Genomic DNA, 20,657 nt, shown 5'->3' on the forward strand with positions numbered 1-20,657 from the left:
GATGGGGGCGACGGGGGCGGCATCGCACGGCGTACACGAACTCTTCGCGGAACAGGCCCGGCGGACACCGGCGGCCACCGCGCTGGTCTGCGGCGACGAGCGGCTGAGCTACGGCGAACTCGACGCCCGCGCGGCCCGGTTGGCCACGCTGCTGCGGCGGCGTGGCGTGCGGCCGGGGGCTCTGGTGGGTGTGCATGTGGAGCGGTCCGCCGAGATGGTGGTGGCGCTGCTGGGCACGCTCAAGGCCGGCGCCGGCTATGTGGTGCTCGACCCGGACTTCCCGGCGCGGCGGCTGCGCGGGATGGCGGCCGACGCGCGGGTCGCGGTGGTCGTGACCCGGCGGGGGTGCGAGCAGCCGCTGCCCTCCGTCGAGTCGGTGGCGGTGGAGGACGCCGAGCACTCCGAACCGCTTGAAGCCGGGTCCGTGGCCGTACGGCCGCACGACCCCGCCTGCGTCATGTTCACCTCCGGCTCCACCGGCCGCCCGAAGGGCATCGTCGCCTCCCACGCCGCGATCACCGGGACGCTGACCGGGCAGGACTTCGCCTCCTTCGGGGCCGGCGCGGTGTGGTTGCAGTGCTCCCCGGTGTCCTGGGACGCCTTCGCGCTGGAGCTGTGGGGTCCGCTGCTGGGCGGCGGCCGGTGCGTGCTGCATCCCGGGCAGCGCCCCGACCCGGTGGTGATGGCCGGCCTGGTCGAGCGGCACGCCGTCACCTCCCTCTACGTCTCCGCCTCCCTGTTCCATGTGATCGTCGACGAGTACCCGGGCGCCCTCGCCGGAGTGCGCGAGCTGATCGTCGGCGGCGAGCCGATGTCGCCCGCGCACGCCGCCCGCGCCCTGGAACGCCACCCCGGGCTGCGACTGAGCAACGGCTACGGCCCGGTCGAGGGCATGGTCTTCCTGACCGTCCATCCGGTCACCGCCGAGGAGGTGCGGGACGGAAGGCCGGTGCCGATCGGGCGCCCGCTCGACGGCAAGCGGCTGCGGGTGCTCGACGAGGGGCTGCGGCCCGTGGCGGACGGGGAGAGCGGTGAGCTGTACGCCGCCGGGGCGGGTGTCGCGCTCGGCTACTGCGGCCGGCCCGGGCTGACCGCCGAGCGGTTCGTGGCCGACCCTTACGGGCCCGGCGGTGAGCCGATGTACCGCACGGGGGACCTGGTGCGGCGCCGGGCCGACGGGGTGCTGGAATATCTCGGGCGGGCCGACGACCAGGTCAAGATCCGCGGATTCCGGGTGGAGCCCGGCGAGGTGGAGACGGTCCTGGCCGGACATCCGGGGGTCGTCCGGGCCGCCGTGGTCGCCCGTCCCGACGCCACGGGTGACAAGCGGCTCGTCGCGTACGTCGTCCCACGTGATCCGCAGGTGTCCGAGGGCGAGTTACGCGAGCACGCCGCCCGCGTGCTGGCCGACTATCTGGTCCCGGCCGCCTTCGTGCTCCTGGACGCCCTGCCCCTCACCCCCAACGGCAAGCTGGACCGCGCCGCCCTGCCGGAGCCCGGCCCGATCACCGGCTCGCTCGCCTCGGCGTCCGCACGGGAGCCGTCGGGCGAGGTCGAGCGGGCGCTGTGCGGGCTGTTCTCCGAGGTGCTGGGGGTGGCGTCGGTCGGTCCCGAGGACGACTTCTTCGACCTCGGCGGCAACTCGCTGATGGTGGCCCGGCTGCTGGGCCGGATCCGGTTGACGCTGGGCGCCCCGGTCGGCGTACGGACGCTGTTCGAGTGCCGGACGCCGGCGGCGCTGGTGCCGCACGTGGAGAAGGCGGAGCGGGACGAACCGGCCGCCGGGCCCGCCCCGCGACCGGACAGACCGGACAGACCAGACGGGGGCTCGCTTCCCCTGTCGTACGCCCAGCGCCGCCTCTGGTTCCTCGACCGGGTCGACGCCGGTACCGCCTACACCCTCCCGGTGCTGGTGCGGCTGCGCGGCGAGATCGACGCCGAGGCGCTTCGGGCGGCCCTCGCGGACGTGGCCGCCCGGCAGACGGTGCTGCGCACGGTCTTCGAGGAGCGCGACGGTGAGCCGGCGCAGCGGGTGCTGGACGGCGACGCGGCCCGGCCCCGGCTCAGGCAAGTCGAGGTCGGTGCCGGTGAGTTGGCGGAGGCCGTCGCCGAGGCCGCCCGGCATCGCTTCGACCTCGCCGCCGAACTCCCCCTGCACGCCGTGCTGTTCAGCGTCCGGGACCGGCCGGGCGAGCATGCCCTCCTGCTCGTGCTGCACCACATCGCGGGCGACGGCTGGTCGCTGCCCCCGCTGTTCCGGGACCTGTCGCGCGCCTACGCCGCCCGGGCCTCAGGCACCGAGCCCGAGCTGACCTCGCTGCCCGTCCCGTACGGCGGCTTCGCGCACCGGCAGGCGGAGCGGCTGGGCTCGGCGCACGCGCCGGGGTCGCTCGCGGCGGCCCAGCTCGACTTCTGGCGCAAGGCCCTGGCCGGTCTCCCGCCCGGCGGGCCGCTGCTCCCCCGCCGCCCGGGACGCCCCGCCGTGCCGGGCCGGGACGCCGCCACCGTCGTACGGCGGCTGGACGCGGCGGCGCACCGGCGGATCGTCGAGGTGGCGCGGGCGGAGGGCGCGACGCTGTTCATGGCGCTGCACGCCGCACTCGCCACGGCCCTGCGCCACGCGGGCGCCGGCGACGATCTGGCGGTCGGGTCGCCGATCGCCGGGCGCGGGCACGACGGCACGGTGGACGACGTCGTCGGGTTCTTCGTCAACATGCTGGTGCTGCGCACCGACGCCTCCGGCGACCCCACCGCCCGGCAGCTGCTCGCCCGCACGCGGGAGACGGCGCTGAACGCCTTCGTTCACCAGGACGTGCCGTTCGAGCAGGTCGTGGACGCGCTCAATCCCGTACGGCCGCCGGGGCGGCAGCCGTTCACCGAGGTGGTGCTGGCGTTGCAGAACAACGCCCGCGCCGCGGTGGACCTGCCCGGTGCCGAGGCCCGGGTGGAGCCGTTGCGCACCGGCACCGCGCGGTTCGAGCTGCTGGTCGACGTGACGGACGAGCACTCTCCGGCGGGGGCGCCGGACGGCATGACGCTGGTCTTCGAGTACCGGACCTCGTGTCTGGAGCCGGAGTTCGTCCAGTGGCTGGCGGACGCGGTCGTCGAGGCGCTGCGCGCGGCGGCCGCCGAGCCGGACCGGCCGCTGTCCCGGCTGCCGCTGCCCGAGCCTCCCCGGCGTGCGGACGCGGACCGTGACATGGTCCGCACCCCCGCCGTCGCCACCGGCACCCCGGCGGGCTCCGCCCTGCACCGGGAGATCGCCGCCGTCTGGTCCGACGTGCTCGGCGTCGACGGCGTCGGCCCGCACGACGACTTCTTCCAGCTCGGCGGCAACTCCCTGCGCGCGGTGCGGGTCGCCGCCCGTCTCACCGGCGCCGGGCGCACGGTCACCGCGGCCCAGTTGTTCACTTCGCCCACCGTCGCCGCTCTCGCCGCCGAGCTGGAGCGGGCACCGGCCGAGGCGCCCGCGGCACCGGCGCCCATCCCGCGACGGCCGCGCGTTCCCCGGCAGCCCGGCCGCGACGGCCGTACCGAAACGAGCCAGAAGGAGGTGCCATGGACCTGAGCGTGATGTTCTTCGGCGCCGACAGCCCCGCGACACGGCACAGCGAGGCCTACGACGACATCCTCACCGTGGCCCGGACCGCGGACCGGCTCGGCTTCCACGCGATCTGGACGCCCGAGCGGCACTTCCAGCAGGTGGGCCAGGTCTTCCCCAGCCCGCCGGTGCTCAGCGCGGCGCTCGCGGTGGCCACCGAGCGGATCAACATCCGGGCGGGCAGCGTGATCCTGCCGCTGCACCATCCGCTGCGGATCGCGGAGGACTGGGCGGTCGTCGACAACCTCTCGCACGGCCGGATCGGCCTGTCGGCGGCGACGGGCTGGCACTCCGCCGACTTCGTACTGGCCCCCGGCCACTACGAGGACCGCCGCGAGCGGACCCTGCGGGACATCCCACTGCTGCGCCGGCTGTGGGCGGGCGAGGCGGCCGAGTTCACCGACGGCACCGGCGCCTCGGTCGCCGTCCTGCCGCAGCCCCGCCCCGTGCAGGACACGCTCCCCCTGTGGCTGACCACCTCCGGCAACCCCGCGACCTGGGAGGCGGCCGGAAGTCTGCGCACCGGGGTGCTGGGGGCGACGGTCGGGCAGAGCCGGGAGGAGCTGGCCGAGAAGATCGGCCGGTACCGGGCCGCCTGCGCCGCCGCGCCCGAGCAGGGCGGCACCGACGCGCACGGCCGGGTGACGCTGATGGCGCACACGTTCGTCGGCGCGGACGACGAGGAGGCGCGGCGGCTGACGGCCCCGCCGCTGAAGCGGTATCTGCGGTCGTACGTACGGCAGACCACGGCGAACCGCACGGCCGACAAGGCCACGGCGGAACTGACCGATGGGCAGACCGCGCTGCTCGCCGAGTTCGCCTTCCACCGCTATCTGACCTGGGGCAGTCTGCTCGGCTCCGCCGAGACCTGCCGGAAGATGCTCGCCGATCTGCGCGAGCTGGGCTGTGACGAGGTCGCGTGCTTCGTGGACTTCGGCCTCGGCCGCGACGAGGTGCTGGCCGGGCTGCACCGGCTGGCCGAACTCCGGGAGGATGTGGCGTGAGCGGCCCTTCGGGCGCATCGATGGCGGACCGTTTCAGTGCGCTCAGCGGCGAGCAGCGCGTCCGGCTGATGCGGCGGCTGGTGGAGTCCGGGCAGGCGGGGCTGATCCCGGCGGTGGTGCCGCCGCGCGACGGGGACGGGCCGGTGCGGCTCAGTCCGGCGCAGGAGGACCTGTGGGTGTACGAGTCGCTGTATCCCGGCACTCCGGCGCTCAACCTGTGCTGTGCCTACCACTTCGACGACCCCGTGGACGCGGGCCGGCTGGAGACGGCGCTGACGCTGGTCCGGGCGCACCACGACATCCTGCGGGCCCGCATCGGCGGCGAGCCGGGTGCGCTGAGCGTCACCTTCCCGGCCGAGGAGCGCTTCCGGCTGGAGCGGGAGGACCTGCGCGGCACCGGCACCACCATCGCCGAGGCCTTCGAGACGTTCCGGCGCCGCCCCTTCGACCTGGCCGGTGAGCCGCTGATGCGGGGCCGGTTCGTCACGGTCGACGACCGGCGGACCACGCTGATGCTGAGCCTGCACCACGTCATCGCCGACTGGTGGTCCTTCGACGTGCTCCAGGCCGAGTTCGCCGAGGCCCACGGGGCGCTGCGCTCGGGTACGGCGGGGACTGCTCTGACCCGGCCCTCTGTCCAATACGCCGACTTCGCCTCCTGGCAGGGCGAGTTGGAGGAGGCCGGGGTCTTCGAGGCGCGGCTGGCGTTCTGGCGCCGCTACCTCGCCGAGCCGCCGGGGCCGCTCACCGTGCCCGGGTCCCGCGCGGGGTCCTCGGAGGAGATCGCCCAGATCCCGTTCCGCGTCGACGCGGACACGGCCCGGGCCGTACGGGCGCTGGCCCGCGAACGCGGCGCGTCCGTGTACGTCGTCCTGATGGCGGCCTTCGCGGTCCTGGCGCACCGCCTCACCGGCGCCGACGACATGGTGCTCGGCACCCCGACGGCCAACCGGGCCGCCAAGGGCCTGGAGCGGGTCATCGGGTACGTCATGAACGCCATCCCGACCCGCTGGCGGATCCGGCCCGGGGACTCCTTCGCCGACGTACTGGCGAGGTTCGCGGCCGACTTCCCCGAGCTGATGGCCAACGCCGACGTGCCGGTGGGGCGGATCGTCTCGGCGGTCGCGCCGGACCGCAGCGCCGGGCGCTCCCCGCTGTTCCAGTGGGTGTTCATGCACCTCACCCAGCAGCGCAGCGTGGCCGCGCTGCGGGAGTTCAGCGAGCCCGAGCGGATCCACACGGGCGGCGAGCACGACCTGGTGGGCATCGTCCGGGACGCCGACGACGGGGCGATGGACGGCAGCTTCGAGATCCGTACGGCCCTCTTCGACGAGGACGCCGTGCGGCACTGGACGGACGCGTACCTGGAGCTGCTGCGGCGCTTCACCGCGGAGCCGGAGGTGCCGCTGGCCGAGGTGGGGCTGGTGCCCGAGGCGGACCGGCGCCGGGTGGTGGAGCTCAGCGCCGGGGGGCCCGCGCCCGATCCGCTGGCGTTGCCTGAATTGGTCGCCCGGCAGGCGGCACGCACGCCTGATGCGCCTGCGCTGGAGTCGAGGGCCGGGGCGCTGTTGCTGACCTACGCCGAACTTGACGAGCGGGTCGATGAATTGGCTGAGGTTTTCGCCGAGTACGGGGCGGGGCCCGGTGAGGTCGTGGCCCTCGCGTTGGGTCGTACCGCCGCGATGACGCTCGCGCTGCTGGCGGTGCAGCGGGCCGGTGCCGCGTACTTGCCTGTCGACCCCGACTATCCGGCGGAGCGGGTTTCGATGGCCTTGGCGGATGTGGGGCCCGTGTTGGTGGTTGTGGGTGAGCGGGGGGTGCCGGTCGATGTGGATGTGCCGACGCTCACGTTGAACGATTCACTGCAATTGTCGGGAAATGTTGTCGATCGTCTGCCGCGCCGTCGTGGCTGGTCGCGCAGTTCCCCGCGCCCCTATGGGGCGCTCACCTCCGCGTACGTCATACACACCTCTGGCTCCACCGGGCGTCCCAAGGGCGTTGTCGTTCCGCACACTGGGCTTGCCGCCCTCGCTCAGGGTTTCGTGGACGCCATGGGGCTGACCGCGGACAGCAGGGTGTTGCAACTCGGCTCGCCCGCCTTCGACATCTCGCTGGGTGAGATGTGCATGGCGTTCGGCTCGGGCGGGACGCTGGTCGTAGCGCCGGAGGGGCCGCTCGTCGGGCAGGAGCTGGGTGATGTGCTCACCGGGCGGCGCATCAGTGCCGCCCTCGTGCCGCCGTCCGTGCTTGCGACCGTTCCCGCCGGGGAGTACCCGGAGCTGCGGGTGCTCGCGGCCGGTGCGGAGGTGTGTCCGCCGGAGCTGGTGGCGCGCTGGGCCGTCGGCGGGCGTCGGTTCCACAACGCGTACGGGCCCACCGAGTACACCGTCGGTGCCACCGTCTCCGGTCCGCTGACCGGTGACGGCACGCCCCCGCCGATCGGCGCGCCGCTTCCGGGCACGCGTGCGTACGTTCTCGACGAGCGGCTGCGGCCGGTGCCGCCGGGGGTGTGCGGTGAGCTGTATCTGGCGGGGCCGGGTGTGGCGTACGGGTATCTGGGGCGGGCGGGGGATAAGCGGGTCCGGGGAAGTAGAGGTGCGTTCCCGCGTCGTTCGGTGCGTGCTCTCGGCGTGCCGGACGAAGGTCCTCGTAGCGGAACTAGGACCTTTGGCCGGTGCGGCGAGAGTGCGTGCCGGGCGGCGTGGGGGCGTGCCTCTACTTCCCCGGACCCGCTTAGTGCCGAGCGGTTCGTCGCCGATCCGTACGGGCCGCCCGGGGAGCGCATGTACCGGACCGGGGATCTGGCCCGTCGGCGGGACGACGGGCAACTCGACTACCTGGGTCGGTCCGACGACCAGGTGAAGATCCGGGGGCAGCGGATCGAGCCCGGTGAGATCACCGCCGTGCTCACCGGGCATCCCTCGGTGGAGCGGGCGGTGGCCGTCGTACGGGAGGACCGGCCGGGGCGGCCGCGGCTCGTGGCGTACGTCGTCGGTGGCGAGGGCGCCGAGCCGGTGCCGGGTGCGGTGCTGGCGTACGCCGCCGGGCGGTTGCCGGCCGCGATGGTGCCGGGCGACGTGGTGGTGCTGGACGCGCTGCCGCTGGCGCCGAACGGCAAGCTGGACCGGGCCGCGCTGCCCGCGCCGGGAGGCGGGTCGGGCCCTTGTGGGCGGGCTCCGGAGGGCTCGCGTGAAGTCGCTCTGTGCGGCCTGTTCGAGGAGGTGCTGGGTGTCGAGAAGGTGGGGGCCGACGACGACTTCTTCCGGCTGGGCGGCGACAGCATCATGGCGATCCAGCTCGCGGGGCGGGCCTCGGGGGCGGGGCTCGGCGTCACGCCGCGTGATGTCTTCACGGCCCGTACGCCCGCCGCGCTGGCGCTGACCGCGCGGGACGTCGCCGACCTGGGCGCGGACTCCGGCACGGGGCGTTTCCCGCTCACGCCGGTCATGCGCTGGTGGCGTGAACAGGGCGGGGACGCGGCGGCGTTCACGCAGTCGATGGTGTTCCCGGTGGCGCCGGGCGTGGGCCCGGCACGTATCGAAGCCGCTGTGCGTGGGCTGGTCGAGCGGCACGGGGTGCTGCGGATGCGGCTGGTGGGGGGGGAGCTGGAGATTCCCGAGGCCGTTCCCGACGTGACCGTCGAGCGGGTCGAGGTGCCCGGCGGTGCCGATCCGCGCGAACTGGCGAACGTGTGCGCTGCTTCGGTGCGGCTCGATCCCGAGAAGGGGGAGATGCTGCGGGCCGCCTGGCTCGATCCGGGCTCCGGGCGGCCGGGGCTGCTGTTGCTGACGGTGCATCATCTCGCGGTGGACGGGGTGTCCTGGCGGCTGATCGGGCCCGAGCTGGCGGCCGGGACGGCCGGGGAGCAGCCGGTGCCGGCGTCGGGTACGTCGTTCGCGGGCTGGGCGCGGCTGCTGGCCGAGGAGGCGGTGCGGCCCGAGCTGGCGGATGTGCAGTCGGCCTGGTGGGAGCGGATGCTGAGCGGACCGGACGCGCGGATCGCGGGCGGCCGGGGTGCCGGAGCGCCCCGTGCCGTGCTCACCGTCGAGCTGACGCCCGAGGTCACCGAGGCGGCGCTGGCCGAGGTGACGGAGGCCTTCCACTGCGGACCCGACGCGGTACTGCTGACCGCGCTGGCCGCGGCGGCGGTACGGCGACGGGGCACCGGCACCGGCCTGCTGGTCCAGCTGGAGGGCCACGGCCGCGAGGGGCTGTCCCGGCCGGCCGACGTCTCGCGCACCGTCGGCTGGTTCACCACCCAGTACCCGGTCCGGCTGGACGCGGGCGACGCGCTCGGCGCGGACTTCTGGCAGCCCGCGCGGGACGCGGCCGGCGAGGCCCTCAAGCAGGTCAAGGAGCAGTTGCGGGCGGTGCCGTCGGCCGGTCTCGGCTGGGGCCTGCTGCGGTACCTCAACCCGGACACGGCCCCGAAGCTGGCCGCACTGCCCGTGCCCGACCTGCGCTTCAACTACCTGGGCCGGTTCTCGGACGGCGACACCGCAGAAGGTGAGCTGCTCGGCATGGCCGCCGAGGCGCTGCCGGTCGGGCACGCCGTGGAGGTGGACGCGGTCGTGGTGGAGCGGGGCGCCGGGCGGATGGGGCTTAGTGCCGGGTTCTCGTATGCGCGCGGGGTGCTCGGCGAGGACGAGGTGGCGGAGCTGGCCCGGCTGTGGTGCGAGGCGGTCGAGGTCCTGGTCGAGCACGCCCGCCGCGGCGGCACGGGCGGCCACACCAGCTCCGACTTCCCGCTGGTGGACCTGTCGCCGGACCAGCTCGCGCTGCTGGAGGACGACCTGGACCTCGGGCTCGACGGCGAGGGGGACGAGTGATGGGCGGCCGTATCGCGGATGTGCTGCCGCTCTCCCCCGCCCAGGAGGGCCTGCTCTTCCATGCCCTGCGCGATCCGGAGCGCCCCGACCCGTATCTGGTGCAGGCCCGCTTCCGGGTCGGCCCGGACACGGCGCCCGAGGCGTTACGGGCCGCGGTGGCCGCGCTGCTGGAACGGCACCCCAACCTGCGGGCCTGCTTTCGGCACGCGCACGTCGACCGTCCGGTGCAGGTGATCCCGCGCGCCGTGAAACCGCCGTGGACGGAGCTCGACCGCACCGGGCGGACACCGGGTGAGACGGAGGCGGAGCTGGCGCGTGTCATGGTCGAGGACCGGGGCCGCCGGTTCGATCTGGCCCGCCCGCCACTGGTGCGGGCCACGCTGGTCCGGCACGACGAGGGCGCCGAGCTGCTGCTGACCTTCCATCACATCCTGCTGGACGGCTGGTCGCTGCCGTTGCTCGCGCGGGATCTTCAGGCGCTGACGACGGGGGACGCCGAGCTGCCGGCCGCCGTGCCGTTCAAGCAGTACCTGGTCTGGCTGCGGGGCCGGGACCAGGAGCGCGCGGAGGCCGCCTGGCGTGCGGCGCTGAGCGGGCTGACGCGGCCCGCGCTGCTGGCGCCGGAGGGCGCCGACGACGGCCCGGAGGACACCCTCGACATCGAGTTGACCGCCCGGCTGACGGCGTCGATCGCCCGCCGTGCGGCGGACGCCGGTGTCACCGTCAACACCGTGGCGCAGACCGCCTGGGCCCTGGTCCTGGCCCGGCTGACCGGCGCCGACGACCTGGTCTTCGGCGCGGTCGTCTCCGGGCGGCCGCACGATCTGCCCGGCGTCGAGCGGATGGTGGGGCTGTTCATCAACACGCTGCCGGTGCGGATCGCCCTGCGCCCCGGCGAGGGGGTCGACGAACTGCTGGCCCGGGTGCAGCGGGAGCAGTCGCGGCTGGCGCCGTATCACCACGTACGGCTGTCGCAGGTGCAGCGGGCGGCCGGGGCGGGCGAACTCTTCGACACGGTCCTGGCCTTCGAGAACTTCCCGCGCCCCGAAAGCGCCGCCCCGGCCGTCGAGCTGGTCGAGACGCGGGACGCGACGCACTACCCGGTGACGATCGCCGTCGTCGCCGGGGAGCGGATGCTGCTGCGGGTGAGCTGCCGCCGGGGCATCCCTGCGGCTGCGGTCGGCGCCCGTCTGGTGCACGCCTTCGAGGCGTTGACCTGCGCCGACGGCACACCGGCCGACCGGCTCGACGTCCTCCCCCGGGAGGAGCGGCGGCACCTGCTCGCCCTCGCCGAGGGCCCGGCGCGTCCGATGTCCGCCGCGAGCATCCCCGGGCGCTTCGCCGAGCAGGTGGCCCGTGCGCCGGACGCGCCGGCCGTCGAGTCCGGCGGTGCGGTGCTGACGTACGGCGATCTCGACGTGGCCTCCGACGGGCTGGCGGCGCGGCTGCTGGAGGCGGGAGTGCGGCCCGGTGACACCGTCGCGCTGCCGCTGGCCCGGTCCGTGTCCATGGTCGTCGCGCAGCTCGCGGTGCTGAAGGCGGGCGCGTGCTGTCTGCCGCTGGATCCAGCGGCCCCGGCGGGGCGGCTGGCGGCGCTGGTGGGGGCGGCCGGTGCGAGGGTGGCGGTCGGGGACGCACAGTTGCCGTCCGGGGTACGGGTGTTGGACCCCTGCGGACCAGAGCCCACAACACCCCCTGCCGTGCCCGTGCACGCCGAATCCGCCGCCTACGTGATGTACACCTCCGGCTCGACCGGCGAACCCAAGGGCATCGTCACCCCGCACCGGGCCGTCGTGGAGCTGGCCGCCGACAGCCGCTTCGCGGGCGGTGCGCACCAGCGGGTCCTGCTGCACAGCCCGCACACCTTCGACGCCGCCACCTACGAGACCTGGGTGCCCCTGCTGAACGGCGGCACGGTCGTGGTCGCCCCGCCCGGACCCGTCACGCCCGATCTGCTCGGGCGGCTGCTGCCGGAAGCGCGCGTCACGGCCCTGTGGCTGACGGCCGAACTGCTGCGCACCGTCGCGGAGATCGCACCCGAGGTGCTGGGCACCGTGCGCGAGGTGTGGGCGGGCGGTGACGTGCTCGCGCCCGAGGCGGTCCGGCGGGTGCGCGAGCACTGCCCCGGCACCCGGGTGGTCAACGGCTACGGGCCCACCGAGACGACCGTGTTCGCCACGGCCCACCCGGTGACGGGGGACGTCGGCGCGTCCGTGCCCGTCGGGCGGCCGCTCGACAACACCCGCGCCCATGTCCTCGACCGCCTGCTGCGCCCGGTGCCGGCCGGGGCGGTGGGCGAGTTGTACATCGCCGGCACCGGTCTCGCCCACGGCTATCTGAACCGTGCGGGGCAGACCGCCGAGCGCTTCGTCGCCGACCCGTACGGGCCGCCCGGCGCGCGGATGTACCGCACGGGCGACCTGGTGCGCCGGCTTCCCGGCGGCGAGCTGGAGTTCCGGGGCCGGTCCGACGACCAGGTCAAGGTGCGCGGCTTCCGGATCGAGCCCGGCGAGGTGGAGGCCGCGCTGGCTGCGTGCCCCGGCGTGGAGCGGGCCGTGGTCGCCGCGCGGCCCGGGCCGGACGGCGGCAGGAGGCTCGTCGCGTATGTCGTGGGCGGCGACCTGGACCTCGTACGGGAGCATGCGGCGCGCACCCTGCCCGCGCATCTGGTGCCGTCGGCGTGGGCCGCGCTGGACGCCGTACCGCTGACCGCGCACGGCAAGGTGGACCGGGCCGCACTGCCCGAACCCGGGCCCGGGCACGCGGGCCGGGGCCACGGCCGGATCGCCCGGCCCGGGCGGGAGCAGCGGCTGTGCGCGCTGTTCGCTCAGGCGCTCGGGAGGGACGCGATCGGCCCCGACGCCGACTTCTTCGCGCACGGCGGCCACTCGCTGCTCGCCCTGCGCCTGACCGCGAGCATCCAGGCGGAACTCGGGACCCGGGTGTCGCCCGCCGCGCTGTTCGAGGCGCCGACCCCGGCCGCGCTCGCCGCCCGCCTCGCCACCGGGCCGGCCAGCGACGACGAGGACGAGGACGCGTACGCCCCACTGCTCGCCCTGCGCCGCGAGGGCGACCTGCCCCCGCTGTTCTGTCTGCACCCGGGGCTGGGTCTCGGCTGGGGCTACGCGGCGCTGCTGCCGCACCTGGCCCCCGGCCGGCCGGTGTACGCGCTCCAGACACCGGTACTGCACGGCGAGCAACTGCCCAAGGCCCTGGGCGAACTGGCGGACGACTGTCTGCCGCGCATCCGGGCGGTGCGCCCGCACGGGCCGTATCTGCTGCTGGGCCGCTCCTTCGGCGGGCCCTTCGCCCATGAGCTGGCGGTGCGGCTGCGGGCGGCCGGTGAACAGGTCGCGCTGGTGGCCGTGCTGGACGCGATGCCGAAGCCGCCCGTGGTGGCGCGGGTGCCGCTGGAGGCGGCGGTCGTGGAGCAGGTGGCGCTGGGCAACCTGCTGCGCAACGCGCTGCCCGGGGCACCGGCCGGGCCCGACCCGCTGGACCGCGCCGAGGTGATCGCCCGCGTCCACGCGCACAGCGCGCTCCTCGCCGACCTCGACGAACAGCGCCTGGGCACCCTGCTCGGCGCGATGGAGCGGTACATCGAGATGGCCCGCGCCTGGCAGCCGTCACCGTACGACGGCCGGGTGACCCTCTTCTCCGCGACCCGCGCCTCGGAGGCGAGCACCGCGGACAAGCGCGCGGCGTGGCGGTCCTGCGCGGCCGGGGTGGACGTACACGAACTGGACTGCGAGCACAGCGATGTGCTCACGCCGGGGCCGGTCGGCGAGATCGCCGCGGCCGTGGAGGACGTACTACAGGGGGAACGAACCGTTGGACGCTGAAACAGACTCCACGGCCGAGGAGTACGAGTTCCCGGCCTCCGACGCACAGAGCCGGCTGCTGGTCCTGGACCGGATGAACCCGGGCACCGCGCAGTACAACGTGCCCGCCGCCTACGCCGTGCACGGCCCGTTCGACGTGGCCGCGTTCGGCCGCGCGCTGGACAGCCTGGTCGCCCGGCACGAGTCGCTGCGCACGGTGGTGCGGACGGCACCGGACGGTACCGCCGTGCAGATCGTGGCGGCCTCGGCACGCGCCGCGCTGACGGTCGAACGCGCCGTCCCCGCGAAGGACGTGGGCGACCTGCTGCACGCCGAGGCGGCCCGCTGCTTCGACCCGGAGACCGGCCCACTGCTGCGCTGCACGGTGTACGCCCTCGACGACGGAAGCCACCGTGTCCTTCTGGTGGCCCACCATCTGGTCTGCGACGGCTGGTCCCTGGGCGTACTGCTGCGCGAGCTGTCCGCCGCCTACGAGAACGAGACCAAGGGCCTGGCGCAGCCCCTCCCCGAACTTCCCTTGCAGTTCGGCGACTTCGCCGCCTGGCAGCGCGAACGCCAGTCGAACGGGGAGTACGCGCGCTCCGTCTCCCACTGGGCCGAACGGCTGCGCGGCGCCCCCGAGACCGTCGCGCTGCCGCTGGACCGGCCGCGCGGGGCGGTCCGTACGGCGGCGGGCGGCACCGAACGGTTCACACTGCCGGCCGGGGTGCGCGAGCGGATCGCCGAGACGGCCCGGGCGCGCGGCGGTACGCCGTTCATGGCGGTGTTCGCCGCGTACGCCGCGTTCGTGAGCCGGCTGTCCGGCGCCGAGGACCTGGTGATCGGCTTCCCCGTCTCCGGCCGGGACCGCCCCGAGCTCCAGGACATGGTCGGCATGCTGACCAACACCCTCGCCCTGCGCGTCGACCTGTCCGGCGACCCGTCGTACCACGACCTGATCACCCGCCTGCGCACCGCGCTGCTGGACTCCCAGCCGTACCAGGACGCCCCCTTCGAGGCGGTGGTGAACGAGGTCGCCCCGGCGCGCGAGACCAGCCACGACCCGGTCGTACAGGTGATGTTCGGCTACGACGACGACACGGAGCTGACCCTGCGCCTGGCGGGCGCCGAGGTCGAGCGGGTCCCCCTGGTACTCGACACGGCCAAGTTCGACTTCCACCTCCAGGTGGAGCGGTGGGGCGAGGACCTGGCCGCGTATCTGATCTACCGCAGCGCGCTGTTCGAGGCGGAGACGGTGGGGCGGTGGGTGCGGTGCTTCGAGACGTTGGTGGACGGCCTGCTGGAACACCCCGAGGCGCCGCTGTCGACCATCGACATGCTGCCGGCGGATGAAAAGAAGCGGCTACTGGCCGCGCCCCAAAGGGGCGCGGGGCTGTCATCGATTTGCGGCTACCGCCGCGTGGGCGCGACCAGCCACAACGAGCCCGCAGACCGCCTCGTACCTGACTTGATCGCGGACCGGGCCGCCGCCCAACCGAACACGACGGCCCTGGTGTACGGCGAGCTACGTCTGACGTACCACGAACTCCTGGAGCGCGCAGACCACTTGGCGGCCCTCCTCCACAAGCAAGGCATACGCCGAGGAGACCGCGTCGGCCTGCTACTGCCCCGTGGTGCCGACATGGGAATCGCCGCTCTCGCGGTCCTGCGCGCAGGCGCCGCGTACGTACCACTCGACCCGGCACATCCGACCGCCCGCCTGGCGTACATGGTCACCAACTCGGGCACATCGCTGCTGCTGACGGCGTCGGCGACAACCGGCCTGGCGGGGACGGACACGCCGGAACTGCGGGTGGACGAGGAGATGGACTCGGCAACTCCGAGGGAACCGGTGCCATGCACCCCCGACGACCTCGCCTACGTCCTCTACACCTCCGGCTCCACCGGCGTCCCCAAGGGCGTGGCCGTCTCGCACCGAGCCCTGCACAACCTCGCGGTGAACGTCCGGCCCGTGTTCCCGGTGACCGAGAAGGACCGCGTCCTGCAGTTCGTGTCGTTCGGCTTCGACGTGGCCGTGTCCGACCTGTTCTTCCCCTGGGTCGCGGGCGCGGAGCTGCACATCGCGCAGGAGGACGAGCGGCTGGGCGAGGCGCTGCAGGCACGGCTCAAGGGCTCCCATATCACGTACGTCTTCCTGCCGCCGTCCGCCGCGATGACGCTCCCCCGGGCGCCGGGCGCGCTGCCCGAGCTGCGCACGCTCGCCGTCGGCGGCGAGGCGTGCCCGGCCGAGCTGGTCGAGCGGCTCGGCGAGGAGGGCCGGCGGATCGTCAACGCGTACGGCCCCAGCGAGGCCACGGTCTACTCGACGACGGCCGAGCTGCGCCCGGGCGAGCCGGTGGTGATCGGCCATGCCGTCCCCGGCTCCCGCGCGCACGTCCTGGACGCCCGACTGCGGCCGGTCCCGGTAGGCGTGACCGGCGAGCTCTACGTCGCCGGCGCCACCCTGGCCCGCGGCTACATCGGCCGGCCCGGCATGACCGCGGAACGCTTCGTCGCCGACCCGTACGGCCCGCCCGGCAGCCGTATGTACCGCACCGGCGACCTGTGCCGGATCGACGCGCACGGCGTCCTGCACTACCTGGGCCGGGGCGACTCGCAGGTGAAGCTGCGCGGCTACCGGATCGAGCTGGGGGAGATCGAGGCGCTGCTGGCGGGCCACCCCGATGTCACGGTGGCCGCGGCGGCGGTGCGCGGGGAGGGCGCCGAGCAGCGGCTGGTGGCGTACCTCGTCACCACCGCCGACGTCCCGGACGCGGCGCTGCGCGCCGACCTGGCCGGCCGCCTCCCCGGCTACATGGTCCCGGAGGTCTTCGTGCGCCTGCCGGAGCTGCCCCTGAACCGCTCGGGCAAGATCGACCGGTCCCGGCTGCCCGAACCGCCGTCCGTCCGGCCCGAGTTGAGCGAGTCGTACGCCGCCCCGGGCACCGAGGCCGAGCGGCGGGTGGCCCGGGTCTGGCAGCAGGTGCTGACTCTGGACCGGGTCGGCGTCCACGACAACTTCTTCGACCTGGGCGGCAATTCGGTACGGCTGCTGGCCGTGCTCGCCGCGCTCCAGGACCACCCGGAGTACCGGGACCTCACCCTGATCGACCTGTTCCGGCATCCGACGGTCGCCGCCGCGGCGGCCCATCTCGACCGTACGGCCGAGCAGAGCGCACCCCACGAGGAGGCGGCCCGGCGCGGCAGCGACCGCCGGGCGGCCGTGCACAGGCTCCGTTCCAGGAAGGGCACGACGCGATGACGACCGAGGAAGCAGCACCGCGGGACATGGAGTCCGCAGTGGCCGTCGTGGGGATGAGCGGACGGTTCCCGGGCGCCCCGGACCTCGAGGCGTACTGGGCCAACCTGCGCGACGGCGTCTGCTCCATCTCCACCTTCACCGAGAAGGAGCTGCTGGCCGACGGGGCGGACGAGGCGGAGGTGCGCGGTGCGGCGTATGTCCCCGCCCAGGGCCGGCTCGCCGACGCGGACCGCTTCGAGGCGGACCTCTTCGGCTTCAACGGCACCGAGGCCGCGGCCCTCGACCCCCAGCACCGGGTGCTGCTGGAGACGGCCTGGTCCGCCCTGGAGGACGCCGGGTACGCCCCGCTGGACGCGCCGCGGCACACCGGCGTGTACGTGGGCGGCGGCCCGACCGAACACGCCCTGGCCGCCGGCACCGACCCCGCGCTCGCCGCGTCGATCGGCGATCTTCAGGTCCGCATCCTCACCGACCGCGAGTTCCTGGCGCCCTGGATCTCCTACCGCCTTGGTCTGGACGGCCCGAGCATGACGGTCCAGACGGCCTGCTCGACCTCGCTGACGGCGGTCCATCTCGCCGTGCAGGCCCTGCTGCTGGGCGAGTGCGACGCCGCGCTCGCGGGCGGCGTGGCCATCGGCAGTGTGCGCAAGCAGGGCTACGTCCACTATCAGGGCGGGATCTTCTCCCCCGACGGCCGCTGCCGCCCCTTCGACGAGAAGGCCGCCGGCACGGTGCCGGGCAGCGGGGTGGGCGTACTGGTCCTGCGGCGGCTTCAGGACGCGCTGGCCGACGGCGACCCGGTGCGTGCGATCCTCCGCGGCACGGCGGTCACCAACGACGGTTCCGGCAAGGTCGGTTTCACCGCTCCGGGGGTGGACCAGCAGACCGCGGCGATCACGGAGGCGTGGTCGGCGGCGGGTCTCGAGCCGTCGGCGGCGCAGTACCTGGAGGCGCACGGGACCGGGACGGAGCTGGGGGACCGGATCGAACTGGCGGCGGCGAGCGCGGCGTTCGCGCCCGGTGCGGACACCGGGATCGCGCTGGGCTCGGTGAAGTCGAACATCGGGCACGCGGACGCGGCGGCCGGGGCGGCGGCGCTGATCAAGACGATCCTGATGCTGGAGCACGCGACACTGGCCCCGACGGTGGACGTCACCAGCCCGGTGGCCGCCCTCCGGGACTCACCGCTGCGTCTGGTGACCCAGGCTCGGGAGTGGCCGGGCAGGCCGGGCCTGCCCCGGCTGGCGGGCGTGACGTCGGTGGGCATCGGCGGCACGAATGTGCACGTGGTGGTGCAGGAGGCGCCGGAGCACCGGTCACGCGCGGGCGCCGCGCCGCATCCGGTCGTCCTCCCGCTGTCGGCGCGCACGCAGTCGCAGCTCGCGCTGGTCGCCGACCGGCTGGCGAGGCGGCTGCGCGAGGCGGACGACGCCCTGCGCCTGGCCGATGTCGCGCACACTCTGCGCACCGGCCGGGTCGGGATGCCCGTGCGTGCGTACGTCGTCGCCGCCGACGCGCGGGAGGCGTCGGACAGGCTCACCGCACTGGCCGAGGGCCGCCGGGACACGGTGACCGACCCGCTGGGCGAGGCGTGGCTGCGGGGCGAGGAGGTGACCTGGCCGGCCCTCGACGGTGAGGTACGGCGGGTGCGGCTCCCGGCGTACCCGTTCGCGGGCGAGAGCTACGGCGCCCTGACGCTGCGCGGGCCGGCGACGGCGGCGGCGCCCGAGGTCCCGTCCCCCGCGCCGGAGGACGAACTGGACGCCAGGGTCGCCGCGTTGGCGATCGAGGCGCTCGACCTGGGCGATGCCGCCGCTCTGGAGCGGTCGTACTTCGAGGCGGGCGGTGACTCGCTGACGGCCGTTCATCTCGCCGGACGGCTGCGCGACGAGGTGGGCGTCGACGTACCGATCCAGCTCTTCCTGGAACCGATCACCCTGAGAGAGATGACGGCCCGGATCGTGGAGATGAAACGCAACGGCGCCGCGGACGGCGCCCTGGACGCGCTCCTCGCCGAGTTCGAGGCGGAGTCGTGACCGTCCCCGAGATCCGCACCCGCTGGCTCAGGGGGGTGAGCGCGCCGGGCGCGAAGATCCGCCTGGTGTGCTTTCCGCACGCGGGCGGAGCGGCGAACTCCTTCCACGCCTGGACGTCGCTGACGCCGCCGGAGGTCGAGGTCGTGTCGGTGCAGTACCCCGGCCGCCAGGACCGGCTGTCCGAGCCGTGCGCGGCCACGATGGAGGAACTGGCGGACGCGGTCACGAACGCCCTGCTGCACGAGCTGTCGGGCGACCTGCCGCTGGCGCTGTTCGGCCACAGCATGGGGTCGTCGGTGGCGTACGAGGTGGCCCGCCGGCTGGAGGAGACCCCCGGCCGCACCCTCACCCGGCTGATCGTGTCGGGCCGGACCCGGCCCCGCACGGCCCGGGAGCTGGCCCCGCGCCCGGCCCCGACCGACGCGGAGATCCTGGACTACGTCCGGCTGCTGGATCCCGAGGGCGCGGCGCTCTACGAGCATCCCGAGCTGCGGGAGGTGATCATGCCGTCCCTGCGGGCGGACTTCGCGATCCTGGCCGGCTACCGGCCGACTCGCCTGCACCGGCTGGGCGTTCCCGTGACGGTGTGCGGGGGCGACCGCGATCCCGCGTGCGCGGTGGCGGATCTGTCGGAGTGGGCGGACGTGACGACCGAAGGGCTGGAGATCCGGGCCTTCGAGGGCGGCCACTTCTATCTCAACCCGAGGAAGGAGGAGTTGGTCGAGTTCGTCGTGGGGCGGGTGCTGTGAGGCGTTTCTCATTCCGCATGTGCCGGACTTGAAATGGGCATGTTTGCCTTTCAACGACCCGAGGAGACATGCCGAGATGAGCGAGGCACCCCCCAGTCCCCGCAAGGTCGTCGTCACCGGGCTCGGGGCGGTCACACCGCTGGGCGTCGGGGCCGGGGAGCTGTGGCGGGGGCTGCTCGACGGGCGGCACGGGATACGGGAGCTGGCCGGGGCGGAGTTCGCCGGGCTGCCGGTGCGGGTCGCCGGGGTCGTGCCCGTGGACCCCGCCGGGCTGCTGCCCCGGCCGATGGCGCGGCGGATGAACCGGGCCGCGCAGTTCGGGGTGCTGGCGGCGCGGGAGGCATGGGCCGACGCCGGGTTCACGGCGGGCGGCACCCGGGAGAGCGGAATCGATCCTGCGCGGGTCGGAGTGAGCCTCGGGGCCATACTCGGCGACGCGTCCGTGCTGGTGGGCGGCGACCGCAGGCTGCGCGAGAAGGGCCCGCGGGCCGTCTCGCCCCTCACCACTCCGATGACGGTGCCCTCGCAGGCCGCCTCCCAGGTCTCCCTCGATCTGCACATCACCGGCGAGGCCCGGACCGTGACGAGCGCGTGCGCGTCGGGCACCGAGGCCATAGGGCAGGCGATCGACCGCATACGGTACGGGCGGATCGACGTGGCGCTCGCGGGCGGCGCCGAAGCGGTCGTCACACCGGCGATCATGGCGTCCTTCGCGGCGATGCGGGCGCTGGCCGACGGGGACGCGTCGTCGGACGTCTCCCCCTCCCGCCCGTTCGCCAAGGACCGGTCCGGCTTCGTCAACGGGGAGGGCGCCGGGATCCTCGTCCTGGAGGCCGAGGAGCACGCGCGAGCCCGGGGTGCGCGGATCTACTGCGAGGCCGCGGGCTGGGGACTGTCGGCCGACGCCCACCACATGGCGGCGCCCGATCCGTCCGGGCACGGCATCGCGCTGGCGGTGCGGCGGGCCCTGCGGGATGCCGGGGCCGGCGTCGCGGACGTGGTCCACGTCAACGCCCACGCCACGGCGACGACCGAGGGCGACCTCGCGGAGGCGGGCGCGCTGCGGGCGGTGCTCGGGGAGCGGACGGTGCCGGTCACGGCGCTCAAGGGACACCTGGGGCATCTGCAGGGCGCGGCGGGCGGGGTGGAGGCCGTGGCCGCCGCGCTGACGCTGCGGCACGGGGTGATACCGCCGACCGCGGGGTGCCTCGAGGTGGACGACGCGATCGAGCTGGATGTGGTGACGGGGGCGGCCAGGGCGTTGCCGGAGGACGGGGACGTGGTGCTGAGCAATTCGTTCGGGTTCGGGGGGCACAACGCGGTGCTGGCGCTGCGAAGGGTGGAGTGACCCGGCG

Annotated in this window: 7 protein-coding genes and 1 pseudogene; all 8 read left to right on the forward strand. The window is 74.6% G+C overall.

Annotation, left to right across the window (positions count from 1 at the left end; genetic code table 11):
• Position 1: 1 nt before the first annotated feature.
• Positions 2 to 3,568: an amino acid adenylation domain-containing protein gene (locus ACP4J3_RS29195; protein ID WP_426539040.1), complete on the forward strand. Its 3,567-nt coding sequence runs from the start codon at positions 2 to 4 to the stop codon at positions 3,566 to 3,568.
• The gene (locus ACP4J3_RS29200) at positions 3,559 to 4,605 is read left to right on the forward strand and encodes a MupA/Atu3671 family FMN-dependent luciferase-like monooxygenase (RefSeq protein WP_426539041.1); all 1,047 of its coding nucleotides are present in this window, start codon (positions 3,559 to 3,561) and stop codon (positions 4,603 to 4,605) included. The genes ACP4J3_RS29195 and ACP4J3_RS29200 overlap by 10 nt, the downstream gene beginning before the upstream one ends.
• On the forward strand, positions 4,602 to 9,434 hold the full coding sequence (locus ACP4J3_RS29205; protein WP_426539042.1) for a condensation domain-containing protein: 4,833 nt from the start codon (positions 4,602 to 4,604) through the stop codon (positions 9,432 to 9,434). The genes ACP4J3_RS29200 and ACP4J3_RS29205 overlap by 4 nt, the downstream gene beginning before the upstream one ends.
• Positions 9,434 to 13,276 (forward strand): non-ribosomal peptide synthetase, encoded by a 3,843-nt coding sequence (locus ACP4J3_RS29210; RefSeq protein ID WP_426539043.1) that lies wholly within the window; start codon positions 9,434 to 9,436, stop codon positions 13,274 to 13,276. Before ACP4J3_RS29205 ends, ACP4J3_RS29210 begins: the two co-directional genes overlap by 1 nt.
• Positions 13,266 to 16,517, forward strand: a complete 3,252-nt coding sequence (locus ACP4J3_RS29215; protein WP_426539044.1) for a non-ribosomal peptide synthetase — start codon at positions 13,266 to 13,268, stop codon at positions 16,515 to 16,517. Before ACP4J3_RS29210 ends, ACP4J3_RS29215 begins: the two co-directional genes overlap by 11 nt.
• Positions 16,514 to 18,553, forward strand: a complete 2,040-nt coding sequence (locus tag ACP4J3_RS29220) for a beta-ketoacyl synthase N-terminal-like domain-containing protein (protein WP_426539045.1) — start codon at positions 16,514 to 16,516, stop codon at positions 18,551 to 18,553. The genes ACP4J3_RS29215 and ACP4J3_RS29220 overlap by 4 nt, the downstream gene beginning before the upstream one ends.
• Positions 18,550 to 19,302 carry a thioesterase II family protein gene (locus ACP4J3_RS29225; RefSeq protein WP_426539046.1) on the forward strand — a complete coding sequence of 251 codons (753 nt, stop codon included), beginning with the start codon at positions 18,550 to 18,552 and terminating at the stop codon, positions 19,300 to 19,302. The genes ACP4J3_RS29220 and ACP4J3_RS29225 overlap by 4 nt, the downstream gene beginning before the upstream one ends.
• Positions 19,303 to 19,399: 97 nt before the next feature.
• A pseudogene (locus tag ACP4J3_RS29230) lies at positions 19,400 to 20,650 on the forward strand (beta-ketoacyl-[acyl-carrier-protein] synthase family protein); the annotation flags it as partial.
• Positions 20,651 to 20,657: the final 7 nt, after the last annotated feature.

This window comes from Streptomyces sp. UG1, from assembly GCF_049974585.1.
Lineage (GTDB): Bacteria > Actinomycetota > Actinomycetes > Streptomycetales > Streptomycetaceae > Streptomyces.

Coding starts and splice junctions, on each gene's coding strand:
- ACP4J3_RS29220 (WP_426539045.1), top strand. CDS start 16,514: ATGACGACCGAGGAAGCAGCACCGCGGGACATGGAGTCCGCAGTGGCC.
- ACP4J3_RS29210 (WP_426539043.1), top strand. CDS start 9,434: ATGGGCGGCCGTATCGCGGATGTGCTGCCGCTCTCCCCCGCCCAGGAG.
- ACP4J3_RS29200 (WP_426539041.1), top strand. CDS start 3,559: ATGGACCTGAGCGTGATGTTCTTCGGCGCCGACAGCCCCGCGACACGG.
- ACP4J3_RS29195 (WP_426539040.1), top strand. CDS start 2: ATGGGGGCGACGGGGGCGGCATCGCACGGCGTACACGAACTCTTCGCG.